Genomic DNA, 16,757 nt, shown 5'->3' on the forward strand with positions numbered 1-16,757 from the left:
GACTGGCGACGCTCAGCGTGGCGACAATGTGCAGGCCTTCACGTCCTGGTCTGGCCCCACCGCAGGCGACCGCGATGCAGGCGACAACGTCGAGGCGTTCACCTCGTGGTCCGGTCCGGTGACAGGCGATACCGAAACCGGCGATAGCGTTCAGGCCTTTACCAGCTGGTCCGGCCCGACGCGCGCCTGATCCATACCACCGATACCCGGGCGGGGCGGGGTCGCTCTGCCGCAAGACAGCAGGAGAACCCAGCGATGAGCAATATCATCCAACTGACCGTCCCGTCCCGGATACCCCCACTGGAAGCGCGGATTACCGCGCTTCTGGGAGCCTTTGCCGATCACCGCCGCACCGGCGATGACGTGTTCTGGTTGAAGGAAAATGCTGAACTTCTGAATATTCTGGAATGTACCGGACAGACCGTTGCGCCAGAGGCGTTGGCGCGACACGCGGGGTTTTATGCCGACGCGGTGACCCGGCTGGAATTCTTTCCGCAATACTACCGCTTTTTGCTGTCGCTGGCGCTGGATCTCGAAGATCTCGGGATGCCGGGACACCAGGCGCAGAAGATGGTGGATTTCGCAGCCCGCGAAGGGCTGGCAGAGGCCGAGCTTTCGGACCTGCAACGGGCCGAGGCGCGTCGCCTGATGTCCCGTCGCGGCATTGATCCGATCCGCGACGCCGGTCTGGACGATCGGTTGCGTGCCTTCTGCGCCCGCACTGCAACCTTTGCATTGCCCAACAAGAAAGCCGCGTATGAGCTGACCCATATCGTCTACTACCTGTCGGAATATGGCCGCCGCGATCCCGGTCTGCCGGACGAGGCAATCCAGAGCCTGCATTTCGCAGGGCTGACCGCCTTTCTGGATCAGAACGCGGATCTGGTGGCCGAGGTGTGCATCGCGCTGCACTATGCAGGTCGCACGCCGCCAGCAGTCTGGACCGCATGGCTGGAACAGGAAACCGCCGCTTATGGGGTCACCGCCGATACCTCGGCGTCGGTCAATGACGACTACCACGAATATCTGGTGTGCAACTGGCATCAGGCGGTCACAGGCTCTGCGCTGTTCCGCAAACCTGTCTGCGATGACCGCCTGCACTTCAAGAGCGGGGCACGCGCGCAGACTGTCCTGCGCGAACTCAGCCAGGCAATCTACGGTCTTGACCACCGCTCTGGCGACTGGGGTCGGATGCGGCCAATGATGGAGCCGTCGCTATCGCCGCAGGCCCGCGACGTTCTCAATGTTGCCGTGAAGTCAAGTGCGCTGTTCGATGCCTATTTCGAGGGTTTCGCCCGGGCGGGTCGCGCATGAACCGGGTTGTTCTTTCCAGCGCAATGGTCGGGGCCGCGCTGATCGTCGCCTACACCGGCATGATGGCCGCGGCAGACGGTATCACCAAGTTCATTGCCGGTGGCTACGCCGCGCCGCAACTGTTTGTGTTGTCCTCGGCGCTGGTCATGGCCTTCGCGCTTGCGGGCGCGCAGGCCAATGACACGGGGCCGGGTCTGCGCATCCGGTCCAGAAAACCCATGATCGTGAGATCGGTTCTGACGGTTGTCGCCTCGGTCGCGTTCTTTCAGGCCTTTCGCCTGTTGCCCTTTGCCGACGTCTTTCTTTTTATCGGGTTGATCCCGCTGATCGCCGCCGTGCTGTCCGGTCCGGTTCTGAATGAGACACCGCGCCCGGCCGCCTGGGCGGCGCTGGCCCTGGGGGCGGGCGGTATCCTGTTCCTGATGCCGGGAGGCGTGTCGAACGCGCAGGCGGGCCATGGCTGGGCGCTGTTGGCCGCCGTCACCGGCTGCGGGTCGATGCTGGCGGCCCGCGTCATCGCCAAGGCAGAACGCGCACCTCTGGCGCAGGTGTTCTGGCCAAATGCCGCGTTGATGGTGACCATGGCCGCAGCGCTGCCCTTTGTCTGGAAACCCATGAGCCTGACCGACATGGGCTGGGTCACCGCCTATGCCGCTGCTCTGTTCGCCGCCCGCTATATTGTGGCAGAGGCGCTGCGCCTGCTGCCTGCCTATGTCGCCACGCCGCTGATGAACCTGCAATTTGTCTGGATGGTGGTGATCGGCTTTCTGGCCTTTGGCGAGATCCCGACAATCGGCACATGGGCGGGGGTAATGCTGGTGGTTGGCTCTGGTATGTGGCTGATCCTTGAGGAACACCTTGGTCGCGCTCGGGTCATCCCGGCAGAGTGATCTGGTGACGAAACTAAAGACGCGAAAATGACAAGGGCGTCCGCAGTGGACGCCCTTTTTCATGTCTTTCTGCTGAGGGATGAGCAAACCCAGCGCCGCCACTGGACGGGTCTCAGATCGAAAAAGACGTCCCGCAGCCACAGGAACTGGTGGCATTCGGGTTTTCGATCACAAACCGCGCACCGATCAATTCGTCCGAAAAGTCGATCACGGCCCCGGACAGGAACGGCAGTGAGACCGGATCGACAATCACCTGCTCGTCGCCCCCTGCAATCACCAAGTCGTCGTCCGCCGGAGCGTCCAGTTTGATCTCATACTGAAAGCCGGAACAGCCGCCGCCCTCTACGGCCACGCGCAATGCCTTGCCGTCTGTCCTGGCGCCGATTTCGGCCAGGCGCGCAAACGCGCGGTCCGTTACTTTCGGTGGCAGGTGCATATCATTCCCCCTCAGATGGCTTTGACCAAGGATCTAGGCATCTCCGAGCCCAGCTTCAAGCCGTGTCATTTGGCCTCGGATGGCGGCAGGAGCCGCAGCAACGCGGCGGCGCTGCGTGCGCGCGAACTGCCATCCTTGCCCACAGACAAGTGAATGGCCACAACCTCGCCGCTGTCAGGGTCCAGCAGCGGCGCGCCGGGCGCACCATCCCCGATTGCGCAATTGTGCAGGACCACATCGTCGCCAGCATCACCCTTTTCGGTCACGGCGCAGCCGTCGATCACATAACGCATTGGGGCGCCTTTCTCATGCACCAGCGCGGCCAAAGGTTGTCCCGGTTCGCGCGGTTCAGCCGAGAGGGTCATGACGCGATCTTCTTCGAACTCGGCCTTGGGGTCGATCAGTTGCAGAAAGCTGACGCCGAACCCTTCGGACCCCATGCGGGGATCAAAGTACAGGTAACGCGTTTCCGCGCCCTGACCGTCCTTTGCGGTGTAGTCTAGCAAGATGCCGGAAATCAGCGCGGTGGGGTAGCCATCCACCTGCATCTTGCCGGGAACACAATGCCAGGACGTGGCGACGATGGTCGGCGCGACAACAAAACCAGAGCAATAGCCCGCGCCTTCACGAAGCAGGATGTCGATCCGACCGACCCCGCGCGCCAGCGCGCGCACGGTGTCATCGTCGGGCAAAGAGCAATTGTCCCCCTCGCAGGCGGCACTTGCAGTGGGGGAAAACGAAAGGGCGAGACCTGCAAGCAAGGCAAGAGATATAAAACGCATGGAAAATCCTTCATCCAACTCAGAAATTCATATCACTTTCGACCCGAACTGCCAAAGACGGCAAAGCCCCCGCCCAAGCGGGGCGGGGGCGGGGTTTCGCAGTCCTGGACTATTGCTGGTCGCCGATCCAGTTGGCCAGATCCAGCGTCTGCTGGGCAAAGCGGCGCCCGGTCGACAACTGGTGGCTGAGGTGCAGCCCGACGACCGCGCCGGTGGCGGCGTCAAAGATCGGAGCGCCCAGATCGCCGAAATCGCTCTCGCACGAGTGTTCAAACGTCTTGGCGGGCAGGTAGGCCGGATCGGCGTGAACCGCGCCACAGTGCTGGAACTGCATCGATCCTCCGCGCGGATGTGACAGCATGAACAGCGGCGACCGCGGATCGGGAACCGCCTTGCCGACGCGTTGGATACGGTCCGGGGCAAAGCTGGTGTCCGGATTGGCGATATGCAGCACGGCAATGCCGGTTTCGCGGCTCGACAGGGCGGGGTCGAGAGTCAGGACATAGCCCTGAGCCGACCACAGACGCTGATCGGGGAATACATGGTCAAAAACGATGCGGATTTCCTCGATCTTGCTGGCACCTGTGTTCGGATTCTCAAGGATACCGGGCACACAGGCATAAGAGGTCGCCACAACCGTGGGGCCAAACACAAAGCCGGTGCAGAACACCGGACCATAGTCGGTGGTCACCCTCAGACGGCCGGTGCCGCGCACACTGTTGAGGATCGACACCTCATAGCCGTCGCCATAGTTCGGGGCGGCAAAGGTGATGTAAGGCATTTCCTCGACCGGCTTTGCGTCTGTGGAAGAGGTCGGATCCAGCGGTACGCCGGTCAGCTGGGGGCCAAGGGGGCGGGGTTGCGGGGGCGGCGTTGGAACAAGCGTCTGACGCGGGGTGATCGGAGTCGGGGTCACGAACGGCGGCGCGGGCGGACGTGTGGCACCAGGGTTGATCAGTGGCTGCGTGATGATCTGCTCGGGCGGCGGTGCGGGTCTTGGGGTCGGCGCCGGCGGGCGCGTCCCGCCTGGGTTCGGTGCCTTGGCCGGAGGGGCTCCGGGATTGATCAGCGTGGGGTTCTTTGACCGTATGGTGATCGGATCATCGGCCTTTTCGGACTTGGCCGTGGGATCCAGGACCAGGGTTTCGACGTTTGGTTTGATCTTGTCGGCCTCGCTTTGCGCAATCGCAGACGCGGGCAGGGCGAGGATGATACAGCTGAGGGCAACGCTGCGCAGGGGGCTGAACATGGCTTTCTCCAAGGGTTGAACACTAAAATACTTGTGCCCAGTCTACCTTTTGCGTCGCCACACGCATAGTAAGGTTCCCCGGACGTTTTGACGGCGGTCAAATCGCCAAGTGATTGAAATGGTTGAAACCGGCTGCGGGGCGGTCCTGAAGGGACTGCAATCGTGACGAGGGTGCACACTCTTGAGTCGTTGGCCGGGGCGACAGTCACATCCGGTGCAGCGGGACAGGTTTTTGTGAAACAAGTGGGGTCGTGCGTCGTGAAACACGGGGGCGCGGGGGCAGGCGCTGCAATCCTTGTCGCAAGTCGTTGTTCTTGCAGGGGGCAGCAGGTATGACGGCCCAGGAACAGACAGCCGGGACAAATTTCATGCGCGCCAGCTTTGCCTCGACGCCTGAGGGTGCACGCGGTCGTCGCTTTCCTGAAGAGGAAAGCGCGCATCGCTCGTGCTTTCAGCGCGACCGCGATCGGATCATTCATTGCTCGGCCTTTCGCCGGTTGAAACACAAGACGCAGGTCTTTGTGGAACATGAGGGCGATTTCTATCGCACGCGGCTGACCCATTCGATCGAGGTGGCGCAGGTGGCGCGGACCATCGCCGGGGCGCTGGGGTTGAACTTTGACCTGACAGAGGCGGTGGCACTGGCGCATGATCTGGGCCACACGCCGTTCGGCCACACGGGTGAGGAAGCGCTGCATGCCCTCATGGCGCCCTACGGCGGGTTCGATCACAACGCCCAGACGCTGCGCATCGTTACCCGGCTGGAACGGCATTATGCTGAATTTGATGGCTTGAACCTGACATGGGACACGCTGGAGGGCATTGCCAAACACAACGGTCCGGTTGCGCCGCTGGGCCCTGACGGTCAATTGATCGGCGACATTCCCTACGCACTGACCGACTACAACGCCGGGCATGATCTGGAATTGCACACCCATGCCAGCGCAGAGGCGCAGGTGGCGGCGCTGTCGGATGACATTGCCTACAACAACCACGATCTGCATGACGGTTTGCGCGCCGGTCTGTTTACCGAAGACCAGATTGCGCATCTGCCCATCGTCCGCGATGCCTATGCAGAGGTCGACGCGAAATACCCCGACACGGACAGCTATCGTAGGCGACACGAGGCATTGAGGCGGGTTTTTGGTGCCATGGTCACCGACCTGATCGAAACATCGCGCGCGCGTCTTGCCGCCTCGGGCGCGACCAACGCGCAGGACATCCGCGACATTGGCCATCCGGTGATTGGTTTCTCCGATGCCATGTGGGGGGACCTGAAACAGATCCGGTCGTTCCTGTTCAGCAACATGTACCGCGCGCCGCATGTGATGGAGCAACGCAGTCGCGTCACGCAGGCGGTGAATGAACTGTTCCCGGTCTATCTGGCCGACCCGATACTGCTGCCGCAGCGCTGGCAGGGAGACGTGGCGCAAGCCCCCAATGAAACGGCGTTGGCGCGGCTGGTTGCGGACTATATAGCCGGGATGACGGATCGGTTCGCCTTGCAACAGCACGCGCGGTTTTCCGGGCGCGATGTGCTGGAGGGCCTTTGGCCGGGTCAGGACGCGGGTGCCTGAGATCGCCGGACCGCACCGTACCGACGCCGTCGGGCAGGGCTGAACCAATAGGGCAGGGAGCACTTCATGGCAGTTGCAGAAGCAGGCGGATTGGATCCTGTTCTAGCCTTTGGGCTTGTGGGCGCGCTTGGCGTCGGCAGCCAATGGCTGGCATGGCGGCTGCGTCTGCCCGCCATTGTGCTGATGCTGGTGGCCGGGCTGGTGATTGGTCCGGTGACCGGGGTGCTGGACCCGGCGGTGCAGTTCGGCGACATGCTGCAACCGATGATCGCCGTGGCGGTCGCCATCATCCTGTTCGAAGGCGGCCTGACGCTGGATCTGCACCGGCTGTCGGATGCGGCCAAGGGGGTGCGCAGGTTGGTGCTGATCGGCGCGCCGCTGGGGTGGCTGGCCTCGACCTCGGCGCTGCATTGGGTTGCGGGTCTGAGTTGGGAGACCTCCGCCGTCTTTGGCGGCATCATGATTGTCACCGGCCCGACGGTGATCGCGCCGCTGTTGCGGCAGGCGCGCCTGCGCCGCCGCCCCGCCGCACTGTTGCAGTGGGAGGCCATCGTCAACGATCCGGTGGGCGCGTTGGCGGCTGTGCTGGCCTTTGAGGTGGTGCTGGTTCTGCGCACCGCGACAGGGGCCGGTCCGGCGGTGATGGAGCTGCTGATCGGGATCGCCATGGCCTCGGCGCTGGGCCTTGCGGGCGGCTGGGGCATCGTGCGCGCTTTTCGTCAGGCGCTGGTGCCGGAATACATGAAGGTGCCGGTGCTGTTTGTGGTGCTGTTGGCGGTTTTTGCCGTGGCCGATCACGTCCTGCACGAATCCGGCCTGCTGGCCGTGACCATCATGGGACTGTGGATCGCCAACGCGGGCCTGCCCAGCTTTGCCGAGCTGTATCGTTTCAAGGAACATGCCACCGTCCTGCTGGTGTCGGGTGTGTTCATCCTGCTGGCGGCAGGCATGAGTTTTGAACGCCTTGCGGTGCTGGATTGGCGGGCAGGGGCCTTTGTGCTGGCAGTGATCCTGCTGGCGCGGCCCTTGCCGGTGCTGGCGGCGCTGGCCTTTACCAATGTCGAATGGAAGGAACGCCTGCTGGTTGCCTTGACCGGGCCGCGGGGCGTGGTTCTGGTGGCGGTTGCGGGGCTGTTTGGCGAACGTCTGGTACAGATCGGGGTCGAGGACGCGGACAAGGTCGCCCCGCTGGCCTTTGCGTTGGTCGCCGCCACCGTGGTGCTGCACGGCTTTACCCTGGCCCCCATGGCGCGGCTGTTGGGGTTGACCGCCTCGCGCCTGCCCGGCGTTCTGATCATGGGTGGGTCGAAATGGGCCGTCGAACTGGGCGCGGCGTTCAAGAAGATGGACTTGCCCGTCATCATCGCCGACCCCAACAATGCCCACCTGCGCAGCGCACGCGAGGCCGGGATAGACACATTCTATGGCGACATCCTGTCCGAGGCCGCCGAGGACCGGGTTGAATTTGTCGTCTACGAGAAACTGATCTGCGCCAGCGACAATGACGCCTACAACACATTGGTCGCTACCGACCTTGCGCCGGAATTCGGCCGTGAGAACATCTTTCAGATCAAGCGGGTGCGCGACACGTCCAGCCGCCACAGCCTGCCTGCCACGCTGGGCGGCAAGGCGCTTGGCGCGGATGAGACGTTCTTTGAGGTGAATGCGGTGATCGCAGGGGGCTGTGAATTCCGGGTCACCAAACTGACCGAGGAATTCACGCTGGAAGACTGGCGCGCCGCCCAACCCGAAGCCGTGGCCATGGCCGAACTGGGGCCAAACGGCACCTTGCGTCTGCTGGGGCCAGAGGACGAATTGCGCGGCACGTCAGGGACGCGACTGTTGACCCGCCTGCCCAAACGGGCTGAACGACGACCGGTGCAAGAGGACACCGACACGGCGGACGTTTGACGCGCCGTGCCAAAGTGATAGAGACCGGCCAACCTTGGAGCCGCTGACATGAACCTGTTTTCCGACATCCGCGCCCTTGTGATCGAGGGCATCGAAGCATTGCAGTCCGAGGGCACGCTGCCCGCGGGGCTAAACACCGATCCGGTCACCACCGAACCGCCGCGCGATCCGCTGCATGGAGACATGGCGACCAATGCTGCCATGGTGCTGGCCAAGCCCGCCAAGGCCAAGCCGCGCGACATCGCCGAGGCGCTGGCCGCCAAGCTGCGCACCGACGCGCGTATTGCCTCTGCCGAGGTTGCCGGGCCGGGCTTTTTGAACCTGAGGCTGGCACCTGCGGTCTGGCAGACCCTGCCGGGCGCGATCCTGCGGGACGGCACCGCCTACGGGCGCTCTGTCATGGGGCAGGGCAAGAAGGTTAACGTCGAATACGTCTCTGCCAACCCGACCGGGCCAATGCACGTCGGTCACGCGCGCGGCGCGATTGTCGGCGACGCGATGGCGTCATTGCTGGCCTATGCGGGATACGACGTGACGCGCGAATACTACATCAACGATGGCGGCGGTCAGGTCGATACGCTCGCCCGGTCGGTCTATCTGCGGTATCAGGAGGCGCATGATCTCAGCGTCGATTGGCCCGAGGGCAGCTATCCCGGCGATTACCTGATCCCCGTGGGCGAGGCGCTCAAGGACAAGGTCGGGGACATCTGGCTGGATGCTCCCGAAGAGGACTGGCTGCAAGAGGTGCGCGAGTTCGCCACTGACGCGATGATGGAGCTGATCCGCGCCGATCTGGCCGCACTTGGCGTCCACATGGACCACTTCTTCAGCGAAAAATCCCTGTATGGCACCGGCAAAATCGAGACCGCCATCGATAGCCTGCGTGCCAAGGGGCTGATCTATCGCGGCGTGCTGGAACCACCCAAGGGCAAAAAGCCCGAGGATTGGGAGCCGCGCGAACAAACCCTTTTCAAGAGCACCGAACACGGCGACGACGTGGATCGTCCGATCATGAAATCGGACGGCAACTGGACTTATTTCGCCCCGGACATCGCCTATCACTATGACAAGGTGGAGCGCGGTTTTGATCTGCTCATCGACATCTTTGGTGCCGATCACGGCGGCTATGTCAAACGGATGAAGGCGGCGGTTTCCGCCTTGTCCGATGGCCGCGTGCCGCTGGAGATCAAGCTGATCCAGCTGGTCAAGCTGTTCAAGAACGGTGAGCCTTTCAAGATGTCCAAGCGGGCAGGGACCTTTGTCACCCTGCGCGATTTGGTCGATCTGGTCGGGCCTGACGTGGCGCGTTTTCACATGCTGACGCGCAAAAGCGACGCGGCGCTGGATTTCGACCTCGACAAGGTTGTCGAGCAGTCCAAGGAAAACCCGGTCTTTTATGTGCAATATGCCCATGCCCGGATCTGTTCAGTGCTGCGCAAGGCGGCGGACGCGGGTGTGGATGTCAGTGACGCCGCACTGGCCGCCGCCGATCTGTCCGACATGACCCACCCGGCGGAAATCACGCTGGCGGGCAAGCTGGCGGAATGGCCGCGTCTGGTGGAAATTGCCGCCCGCACTCAGGAACCGCACCGCATCGCCACCTACCTCAGCGAGTTGGCCGCAGACCTGCACGGGCTGTGGAACCGGGGCAACGATCAGCCCGAATTGCGCTTTGTTCAGGATGATCCGTCTGCAACACAGGCCAAAATTGCGCTGGCGCGGTCCGTGGCGGTTGTGATTTCTGCCGGTCTTGGTATCCTTGGGGTGACCCCGGTGGAAGAAATGCGCTGACAAAAGCCGCCTCCGGCCCGGGTCTCGAGTTGAGCAGTAACGCATCCGGGTGGCAAAGCACTGCCTGGGGGACATGAGGCAGCAATGGCGGATTTCACCTATGAAGGGGGCCACTCGGCCCCGGTTTCGGGTTCTGGCAACATGGCGTCGATGGCGAACTGGGCCGGGGCGGCAATGTCGCTGGCGCTGGTTGTGGGCATCGCGGTCTGGGGCTACGGGGTCGTGGCACGGGACGTCAGCGGCGTGCCCATCGTGCAGGCCATGTCCGGCCCGATGCGTGTGGCCCCCGACGATCCGGGCGGCACGTTGGCCGATCATCAAGGGCTTGCGGTCAACGCGGTCGCCGGTTTCGGCGGCGCGGCTGACCCGGTCGACCGGTTGACGCTTGCGCCGCGCGCTGCGGGTCTTCAGGCGGATGATGTGGCGTTGGGGGCCTTGGCCCCGGTCGAAAGACCGCGCGATGTGCAACCCACGCTGGCCCGCAACGCCGAGATCGTCGAGGTGCCGCCCAAGGGCGCGCCGATCCCCGAAAGCCCGGAACCGAACACCGCGCTCTCTGCTCTCGCCGATGAGATCGCCGCGCGCGCCAAGCCGCTCAGCGCCTTGCCCGAGGGCACGGACGCCGAGGTAGTGACCGCACTGGCCTCTGTTCTGCCTGACACGGATCGCGCGTTGTTTGATGGCCCCGGCCTTTCCCGGTCGCTGCGTCCGCGCTTGCGTCCTGCCGGTCTGGCAAGCGCGCCGCGGACAACGCAGGCCGCTGTTGTCGCCGCTGCCGCCTCTGGGCCGGTGACGGAACTGGATCCTGCCACTTTGTCCGCCGGAACCCGGTTGGTGCAGATCGGGGCCTTTGACAGCCCCGAGGCCGCTCGGTCGGAATGGCAGCGTCTTGATGGGCGGTTTGGCGACTATCTGGATGGCAAGGACCGGGTGATCCAAAAGGCCTCGTCCGGAGGGCGCACCTTCTACCGGCTGCGGGCGCATGGGTTCGAAGATCTCTCTGACGCACGTCGGTTCTGCGCCGCCTTTGTCGCGCAAAAAGTCGACTGCATCCCGGTTGTCACACGATGAGCGCCTTTGGCGCGGTCATTCTTGGCTGTGCTGGCACGGCGCTCTCAAATGCGGAACTTTCTCTCTATTCCGGGATGCGACCCTTTGGCTTTATCCTCTTTAACCGCAATTTGCAGGATGCGGACCAGATCCGCGCGCTATGTGACTCGTTGCGTGCGGCGGCGAGTCACAACGCACCGATCTTTATCGACCAGGAGGGCGGTCGCGTGCAACGCCTGCGCCCACCGCTGGCGCGCGACTGGCCCGCGCCACTGGAAGATGCCACAGCCCCGGATGCAGAGCGACGGTTTTACCTGCGCGCACGTCTGATCGCCGATGAATTGCGCGGGCTGGGAATTGACGGCAACTGTATCCCGACGCTGGACATTGCCCGCGCCGACACCCACGCGGTTTTGCGCAACCGCTGTTACGGCACCGATGGCGATACGGTGATCCGCCATGGCCGCGCCGTGGTGCAGGGATGTCTCGACGGCGGCGTGCTGCCGGTGATGAAACACATGCCGGGTCACGGGCTGGGCACGCTGGATAGCCATCTGGACCTGCCGCGCGTGACAACGGATCGCGCCATACTGGACCGTCAGGATTTCGCCGTATTCAAGGCCTTTGCAGACCTGCCGCTGGCCATGACCGCGCATCTGGTTTTCGAGGACATCGACCCCCGGCCCGCAACCCTGTCGCCGGTGATGAATCGCGTAATGCGGGATCAGATCGGTTTTGACGGGCTGTTGATGACCGACGACATCTCGATGCAGGCGCTGACCGGTTCTGTGGCCGAACGCGGTGTCGCAGCGCGCAGCGCGGGCTGTGATGTTGTCCTGCATTGCAATGGCGATCTGGCCGAGATGCAGGCGCTATGCGATGCCGTCGGCGCGATGGATGCACCGGCGCAGGCCCGCGCTGAGCGCGCCTTGCAGGCCCGTGCCACGCCCAAGCCGGTTGACATCGCGGCCCTGCGCGCTGAGGCTGATGCCTTCGCAGCTTTGGACCCGCACACCGACCCCGCATGAGCGATACCCCGGATCTTGTCGAATTTTCGGTCACCGATCGCCTCGCCGCCGAGGCGCTGGTGGTTGATGTGGACGGCTTTGAAGGGCCGCTTGATCTGCTGCTGAACATGGCGCGAACGCAAAAGGTGGATTTGCGCAAGATCTCGATCCTGCAACTGGCGCGGCAATACCTTGGCTTTGTCGAAAAGGCCAAGACGCTGCGGATCGAACTGGCTGCGGATTATCTGGTGATGGCGGCCTGGCTGGCCTTCCTGAAGTCCCGCCTACTGCTGCCGCCCGACCCGACCGAAGAGGGGCCATCGGGAGAGGATCTGGCGGCGCATCTGGCCTTTCAGCTCGAGCGTTTGCAGGCGATGCGCGACGTCGCCGCGCGTTTGATGGGGCGCGACCAGTTGGGGCGCGATTTCTTTGCACGCGGCCTGCCAGAGCAGGTCGAACAGGTGCGACAAGTGAAATACACCGCCACGCTGTTGGATCTGATGCAGGGTTATGCCCGCATCCGCACCCGTGATGAATTTCGCCCCTTTGTCCTGGACCGGGATCGCGTCTTTACGATGGAGCAGGCGCTGGAACGGATCCGGGGCCTGATCGGATTTGCCGGGGCATGGACCGACATCCAGAGCTATCTGCCCGATGGCTGGTTTGAGGATCCTGTGCGCTGGCGATCTGCCACCGCCGCGACCTTTGCCGCATCGCTGGAATTGGTCAAGGAAGGTAAAGCCGAGCTGAAGCAATCCGGCACCTTTGAGCCAATCATGATGCGCCGCAAGGAGAGGCGGGATGACTGAAACCCCCGAGGCGGCACCCGTCGAAGACCGCGCACCCCGTGACAGCCTGTTCGAGGCCCCGCCCATCGCCGAGCAGGAGCGTATGGTCGAGGCGATCCTGTTTGCCAGCGCAGTACCCGTGACGGTGAAGGAATTGAACGACCGGATGCCGCATGGCTGTGATGCCGCCGAGGCGCTGGTTTACCTGCGCAAACGCTATGACGGGCGCGGCGTGCAGGTAGTCCGGGTGGGGGACGCCTGGGCGATCCGCACCGCGCCGGACCTTGGGTTTTTGATGCAGCGCGAAACGGTAGAAACCCGCAAACTGTCGCGCGCGGCAGTCGAGACGCTGGCCATCATTGCCTATCACCAGCCGGTCACACGCGCCGAGATCGAGGAAATTCGCGGCGTGTCCGTGTCGCGCGGGACGGTGGATCAATTGCTGGAGATGGAGTGGATCCGTTTTGGCCGCCGCCGCATGACGCCGGGACGTCCGGTGACGTTTGTGGTGACGCAGGGCTTTCTGGATCACTTCGGGTTGGAATCCGCGCGCGATCTTCCGGGGTTGGCCGATCTGCGCGCCGCCGGTCTGCTGGAGAGCCGCCCGTCGCCATTGGGTGTGCCGCAAGCAGGAGAAGGCGACGTGGACGCCGAAGAGGGGCCGGAAGAGGGTCAGAGCGAGTTGTTCGAGGATTGAACCGCCCGAAAATTGGCACAATTGGGGACTATTCTGCGTGGCAAAACAGGAGATTCGAGCATGAACGTCCAACAGATCATCAATATGGTCGTGCAGATGGTACTGCGTAAACTGGTCAACAAGGGCATTGATGCGGGCATCCAGCGCGCCAGCGGCGGCGGGCAGCAAGGCCGTGAGGCGCAGCGCGCCGTTCGTCAGGCCCGTCGCGCGGCGCGGATGGGCAACCGTCTTTGACCGCAACCGGCTTTGACCAATGGATCAACCGCCGCGAAAGTGCTTCGACAGCTTTAGACCCTGACCCTGATAATTCGACGCGATGCCGGCACCGTATAGCTGCGTCGGCACCTGCGACATGCGCTCATAGACAAGCCTGCCGACGATTTGGCCGTGTTCCAGCACAAAGGGCGCCTCATGACAGCGCACCTCCAGCACACCGCGAGCGCCCGCACCGCCTGCGGCAGCGTGGCCAAAACCGGGATCGAAGAACCCGGCATAATGCACCCGGAATTCCCCCACCATTGCCAGATAGGGGGCCATTTCGGCGGCATAGCCCGGTGGGATATGCACGGCTTCTCGGCTGACGAGGATGTAAAACGCACCCGGATCTAGGATCAGTTGCCTGCTGTCTGATCGCAGCTCGTCCCAGTAGTCCTGCGGATCATAGGCCCCGATCCGGTCCAGATCGATCACTCCGGTATGTGGGCGGGCGCGGTAGCCGACTAGCCCGCCGTCACCCGGATGCAGATCCACCGAAAACCCCAACCCCTCACTGATCACCGGCGTACCTCCACCGACCAGCGTTTCGGCGTCGTGCAGGGCGTGCAGTTCGGCGTCAGTCAGCACGGACCGGCCGCGCCGAAAACGAATCTGGTTCAGGCGCATGCCGGGACGCACCAGAACAGAAAAAGAGCGCGGGCAGATCTCTGCGTACAGCGGACCGTCATAGCCTGCGCCAATGCGGTCAAATTCAACCCCGCCGTTCGTGATCACGCGTGTCAACAGATCCAGCCGTCCGGTCGAGCTTTTGGCGTTGGCGATGGCCTGCACGTCTGCGGGCAGGCACACGCGTTCCATCAGCGGCACCAGGTAGACACAGCCCTTTTCCAGCACTGCGCCGGACCCCAGTTCGATCCTGTGCATTTCGAACTCTTCGATCCGGTCAGCGACACTGCGCCCCTGACCGGCCAGAAAGGATGCTCGCACCCGGTAGGCGACCTGGCCCAGCCGTAGATCAAGGCTCGCCGGTTGCACCTGTCCGTCTACAAACGGAACATCGGCGGCAATCCCGCCTTGCGCAATCAGCGTTTCGATTTCTTGGCTGGGCAGTACCCCGGTCATCGCTGTCCCCTCGTTTTATCTGTCTTAGCAAGCAGATGCACAGAGTTGGAGCGTAAAAGCACCACGTTGCCCGACGGACGCGCAGGGACCCAAGGAAAACGGCGGACAGGGGGGGGATTCATATGACCCATTCGGGGAGCGCCCCAAAGGCAGGGTCATGGAATGGGGGGGTATTTGGAAAATTGGTCGGGCTAGCAGCGACACACATCTTAAGAGAATCAGTCAGTTACGCGAAGGAGTGCAACCAATCCGGTGCAACATACTTGGGATTTACTGGGACGCATGCGCCATCAAGTTAGGGTTTGGCCTGCTTCCCAGCGACAATAACCAACATTCGAAACAGGCTAAGGATCGCTGCGATCACCAAGACGAAACCATAGTATGACAGGAGGAGGCCTAGGGATGAGAAAAAGGTCGCCAAGTACCCAAGCGCCGCCTCGGTCAATGCGAAGTCGATTTGGAAGCAGGAATAGAGTTTCTTCAATGCTGCCAAGGTTGGACCTGAGTCAGCCGTCGCGAAGCAAAAGGCCAACACGATGGCAAAAACTTGCACAACGACGGCGTGAGCCAGCGATCCTGCCACCCTCAGCAGCGGGGAACTGCCATTTTCGTCCGCCGGAAGCAGTTTCTTCAACTGGGTTTCGTCCAGTACGGCAAACACAAGAGCAAAAGCGGCGATTGTGAAACCTGTCAGCGATGGCATGGAAGACAGCGTGGTCGTTGCCCATGATGCGGATTGCACCGATGTGTATGACAGCACAGAAAAGAAAACTGCAAACCAAAAGAAGGACGACTTAAGAACTGCCCAAGGTCCGCCGTACAGACGGTAGAGTATGCGCAGATTTTCCAACATTTCTAAGTAGGGTCTCTCAAATCTGACCGGCGCTTACGGACGACGGTCAAGATCTTTCTTGCTAGTTGCAGAAACTTGTTTCTCGTACCTACCTCGTCTCTGTTGTAGGTATCCACAACTTTTTCTGGCTTCTGCTGTGTCGTATGTGAAACCAAAACGCCGTTCACAATGCTTTTGCCCGAGACCTCTCCGTTTTCAGCGGCTACGATTGCGAGCTTCTTTGTACGATCATTCGGACTGAGACCGTCTTCATCCTTGGAACGAGTTATTTCTTGGTATTCCTCGCCGTTTTGTTCCGCAAGGCGCTCCTCAATTTCTGAGGCTAGATCACCGTAGACGCCATCTGTGTTAGGCCGGCGAATGGTCAGCTTGAGTTCTTTCAAGTGTTCAAGTTGGATGATCCTCTCTACTTCGCCGTAGCTCTTTACAACGTCGGCCTCAACGCGACCAAATTTCTTAACTATACGAGGTTTACGCAATGCTTCTTTGAAATACTTCTCCACAGACCGAGCGCTTAAGCCTTTACTTTCCGAGTAAGATTCAAAAGCCAAGACATGAAGATCGGGATCGAGTTTGAAGTAAAAAGCGGCAAAGTTTGGTCGTAGAGACTCTGGAATACTCACTTCATCCAAGCGTTCAGGTGCAGCAGGTCCAAAGTCGTCAAGGTCAAACCAATCGCCGTCGATGTCGATTTCCGAGTATTTCGAAAATACGCCAAGGCCTGATTCACTGTTGAATTGCGTGATAGGGCTTTGTTGCGCAAAGGCTGGTTGAGGGATTCATCTCGTGAATCCAGCGTGGTAGCTGTCCTGCATGAGCAGACCGATCCCGCCGAGCTACAAGACCAAGAACTGGCCGGCCTACAACGAAGCGCTGAAGCAGCGCGGCTCCCTGACGATCTGGTTCGACCCGGACATGGTCTGGGTGCCACCGCCGACCGGCAAGCGAGGCCGGCAGCCGCTCTATAGCGACGCCGCGATCCAGGCATGCCTGACGATGAAAGTCCTTTTCGGCATGGCGCTCCGGCAGACGACCGGGTTCGTTGAAAGCCTACTGAGCCTGGTCGGCCTCGAC

Annotated in this window: 17 protein-coding genes and 1 pseudogene; 12 read left to right on the top strand and 6 right to left on the bottom strand. The window is 62.2% G+C overall.

Annotated features, from left to right (window positions below):
- The 3 genes and pseudogenes from CHB90_RS26540 to CHB90_RS10175 all read left to right on the top strand — a co-directional run.
- Positions 1-190: pseudogene (locus tag CHB90_RS26540) on the top strand (DUF6749 family protein); the annotation flags it as partial.
- Positions 191-255: 65 nt separating this feature from the next.
- Positions 256-1,314, top strand: coding sequence for a DUF6902 family protein (locus CHB90_RS10170; RefSeq protein WP_089277757.1), 1,059 nt, complete (start codon positions 256-258; stop codon positions 1,312-1,314).
- Positions 1,311-2,204 (top strand): DMT family transporter, encoded by an 894-nt coding sequence (locus CHB90_RS10175; RefSeq protein ID WP_089277758.1) that lies wholly within the window; start codon positions 1,311-1,313, stop codon positions 2,202-2,204. The genes CHB90_RS10170 and CHB90_RS10175 overlap by 4 nt, the downstream gene beginning before the upstream one ends.
- A gap of 112 nt (positions 2,205-2,316) precedes the next feature.
- Here CHB90_RS10175 and CHB90_RS10180 read toward each other — a convergent pair whose 3' ends face one another.
- The 3 genes from CHB90_RS10180 to CHB90_RS10190 all read right to left on the bottom strand — a co-directional run bounded on the left by CHB90_RS10180 (position 2,317) and on the right by CHB90_RS10190 (position 4,671).
- On the bottom strand, positions 2,317-2,640 hold the full coding sequence (locus CHB90_RS10180; protein WP_089277759.1) for a HesB/IscA family protein: 324 nt from the start codon (positions 2,638-2,640) through the stop codon (positions 2,317-2,319).
- Positions 2,641-2,705: 65 nt separating this feature from the next.
- The gene (locus CHB90_RS10185) at positions 2,706-3,422 is read right to left on the bottom strand and encodes a trypsin-like serine peptidase (RefSeq protein ID WP_089277760.1); all 717 of its coding nucleotides are present in this window, start codon (positions 3,420-3,422) and stop codon (positions 2,706-2,708) included.
- A gap of 109 nt (positions 3,423-3,531) precedes the next feature.
- Entirely contained in the window at positions 3,532-4,671 is a 1,140-nt protein-coding gene (locus CHB90_RS10190; RefSeq protein ID WP_089277761.1) for a trypsin-like serine peptidase, read from the bottom strand.
- A gap of 332 nt (positions 4,672-5,003) precedes the next feature.
- Here CHB90_RS10190 and CHB90_RS10195 point away from each other — a divergent pair, with 332 nt between their 5' ends.
- The 8 genes from CHB90_RS10195 to CHB90_RS26545 all read left to right on the top strand — a co-directional run bounded on the left by CHB90_RS10195 (position 5,004) and on the right by CHB90_RS26545 (position 13,726).
- On the top strand, positions 5,004-6,248 hold the full coding sequence (locus CHB90_RS10195; RefSeq protein ID WP_425426610.1) for a deoxyguanosinetriphosphate triphosphohydrolase: 1,245 nt from the start codon (positions 5,004-5,006) through the stop codon (positions 6,246-6,248).
- A gap of 66 nt (positions 6,249-6,314) precedes the next feature.
- Complete coding sequence (locus CHB90_RS10200) at positions 6,315-8,159, top strand: cation:proton antiporter (protein WP_089277762.1); 1,845 nt, start codon at positions 6,315-6,317, stop codon at positions 8,157-8,159.
- 48 nt (positions 8,160-8,207) lie between these two features.
- Complete coding sequence (gene argS / locus CHB90_RS10205) at positions 8,208-9,950, top strand: arginine--tRNA ligase (protein WP_089277763.1); 1,743 nt, start codon at positions 8,208-8,210, stop codon at positions 9,948-9,950.
- A gap of 84 nt (positions 9,951-10,034) precedes the next feature.
- Positions 10,035-11,021, top strand: a complete 987-nt coding sequence (locus CHB90_RS10210; RefSeq protein ID WP_089277764.1) for an SPOR domain-containing protein — start codon at positions 10,035-10,037, stop codon at positions 11,019-11,021.
- Positions 11,018-12,028, top strand: coding sequence for a glycoside hydrolase family 3 N-terminal domain-containing protein (locus tag CHB90_RS10215; protein WP_089277765.1), 1,011 nt, complete (start codon positions 11,018-11,020; stop codon positions 12,026-12,028). Before CHB90_RS10210 ends, CHB90_RS10215 begins: the two co-directional genes overlap by 4 nt.
- The gene (locus CHB90_RS10220) at positions 12,025-12,816 is read left to right on the top strand and encodes a segregation and condensation protein A (protein ID WP_089277766.1); all 792 of its coding nucleotides are present in this window, start codon (positions 12,025-12,027) and stop codon (positions 12,814-12,816) included. Before CHB90_RS10215 ends, CHB90_RS10220 begins: the two co-directional genes overlap by 4 nt.
- Positions 12,809-13,492: an SMC-Scp complex subunit ScpB gene (scpB, locus tag CHB90_RS10225; protein ID WP_089277767.1), complete on the top strand. Its 684-nt coding sequence runs from the start codon at positions 12,809-12,811 to the stop codon at positions 13,490-13,492. Before CHB90_RS10220 ends, scpB begins: the two co-directional genes overlap by 8 nt.
- Before the next feature lie 60 nt (positions 13,493-13,552).
- Positions 13,553-13,726, top strand: coding sequence for a hypothetical protein (locus tag CHB90_RS26545; RefSeq protein ID WP_170941029.1), 174 nt, complete (start codon positions 13,553-13,555; stop codon positions 13,724-13,726).
- 24 nt (positions 13,727-13,750) lie between these two features.
- Here CHB90_RS26545 and CHB90_RS10230 read toward each other — a convergent pair whose 3' ends face one another.
- The 3 genes from CHB90_RS10230 to CHB90_RS10240 all read right to left on the bottom strand — a co-directional run bounded on the left by CHB90_RS10230 (position 13,751) and on the right by CHB90_RS10240 (position 16,462).
- Positions 13,751-14,830, bottom strand: a complete 1,080-nt coding sequence (locus CHB90_RS10230; RefSeq protein WP_089277768.1) for a 2'-deoxycytidine 5'-triphosphate deaminase — start codon at positions 14,828-14,830, stop codon at positions 13,751-13,753.
- Positions 14,831-15,125: 295 nt separating this feature from the next.
- The gene (locus CHB90_RS10235) at positions 15,126-15,683 is read right to left on the bottom strand and encodes a hypothetical protein (RefSeq protein ID WP_089277769.1); all 558 of its coding nucleotides are present in this window, start codon (positions 15,681-15,683) and stop codon (positions 15,126-15,128) included.
- A gap of 2 nt (positions 15,684-15,685) precedes the next feature.
- Complete coding sequence (locus CHB90_RS10240) at positions 15,686-16,462, bottom strand: DUF4747 family protein (RefSeq protein WP_089277770.1); 777 nt, start codon at positions 16,460-16,462, stop codon at positions 15,686-15,688.
- Positions 16,463-16,496: 34 nt separating this feature from the next.
- On the opposite strand from CHB90_RS10240, the gene CHB90_RS10245 reads away from it, so the two are divergent.
- Positions 16,497-16,757 (top strand): transposase (locus CHB90_RS10245; protein ID WP_170941030.1); only part of this gene is annotated, 261 nt, incomplete at its 3' end.

Source organism: Antarctobacter heliothermus (assembly GCF_900188425.1).
Taxonomy (GTDB): Bacteria; Pseudomonadota; Alphaproteobacteria; order Rhodobacterales; family Rhodobacteraceae; genus Antarctobacter; species Antarctobacter heliothermus.

What these genes read in the sequence shown, in the direction of transcription:
- CHB90_RS26545 (WP_170941029.1), top strand. Translation starts at nt 13,553, where the DNA reads ATGAACGTCCAACAGATCATCAATATGGTCGTGCAGATGGTACTGCGT.
- scpB (WP_089277767.1), top strand. Translation starts at nt 12,809, where the DNA reads ATGACTGAAACCCCCGAGGCGGCACCCGTCGAAGACCGCGCACCCCGT.
- CHB90_RS10175 (WP_089277758.1), top strand. Translation starts at nt 1,311, where the DNA reads ATGAACCGGGTTGTTCTTTCCAGCGCAATGGTCGGGGCCGCGCTGATC.
- CHB90_RS10180 (WP_089277759.1), bottom strand. Translation starts at nt 2,640, where the DNA reads ATGCACCTGCCACCGAAAGTAACGGACCGCGCGTTTGCGCGCCTGGCC.
- CHB90_RS10200 (WP_089277762.1), top strand. Translation starts at nt 6,315, where the DNA reads ATGGCAGTTGCAGAAGCAGGCGGATTGGATCCTGTTCTAGCCTTTGGG.
- CHB90_RS10215 (WP_089277765.1), top strand. Translation starts at nt 11,018, where the DNA reads ATGAGCGCCTTTGGCGCGGTCATTCTTGGCTGTGCTGGCACGGCGCTC.
- CHB90_RS10235 (WP_089277769.1), bottom strand. Translation starts at nt 15,683, where the DNA reads ATGTTGGAAAATCTGCGCATACTCTACCGTCTGTACGGCGGACCTTGG.
- CHB90_RS10230 (WP_089277768.1), bottom strand. Translation starts at nt 14,830, where the DNA reads ATGACCGGGGTACTGCCCAGCCAAGAAATCGAAACGCTGATTGCGCAA.
- CHB90_RS10190 (WP_089277761.1), bottom strand. Translation starts at nt 4,671, where the DNA reads ATGTTCAGCCCCCTGCGCAGCGTTGCCCTCAGCTGTATCATCCTCGCC.
- argS (WP_089277763.1), top strand. Translation starts at nt 8,208, where the DNA reads ATGAACCTGTTTTCCGACATCCGCGCCCTTGTGATCGAGGGCATCGAA.
- CHB90_RS10220 (WP_089277766.1), top strand. Translation starts at nt 12,025, where the DNA reads ATGAGCGATACCCCGGATCTTGTCGAATTTTCGGTCACCGATCGCCTC.
- CHB90_RS10210 (WP_089277764.1), top strand. Translation starts at nt 10,035, where the DNA reads ATGGCGGATTTCACCTATGAAGGGGGCCACTCGGCCCCGGTTTCGGGT.
- CHB90_RS10170 (WP_089277757.1), top strand. Translation starts at nt 256, where the DNA reads ATGAGCAATATCATCCAACTGACCGTCCCGTCCCGGATACCCCCACTG.
- CHB90_RS10195 (WP_425426610.1), top strand. Translation starts at nt 5,004, where the DNA reads ATGACGGCCCAGGAACAGACAGCCGGGACAAATTTCATGCGCGCCAGC.
- CHB90_RS10185 (WP_089277760.1), bottom strand. Translation starts at nt 3,422, where the DNA reads ATGCGTTTTATATCTCTTGCCTTGCTTGCAGGTCTCGCCCTTTCGTTT.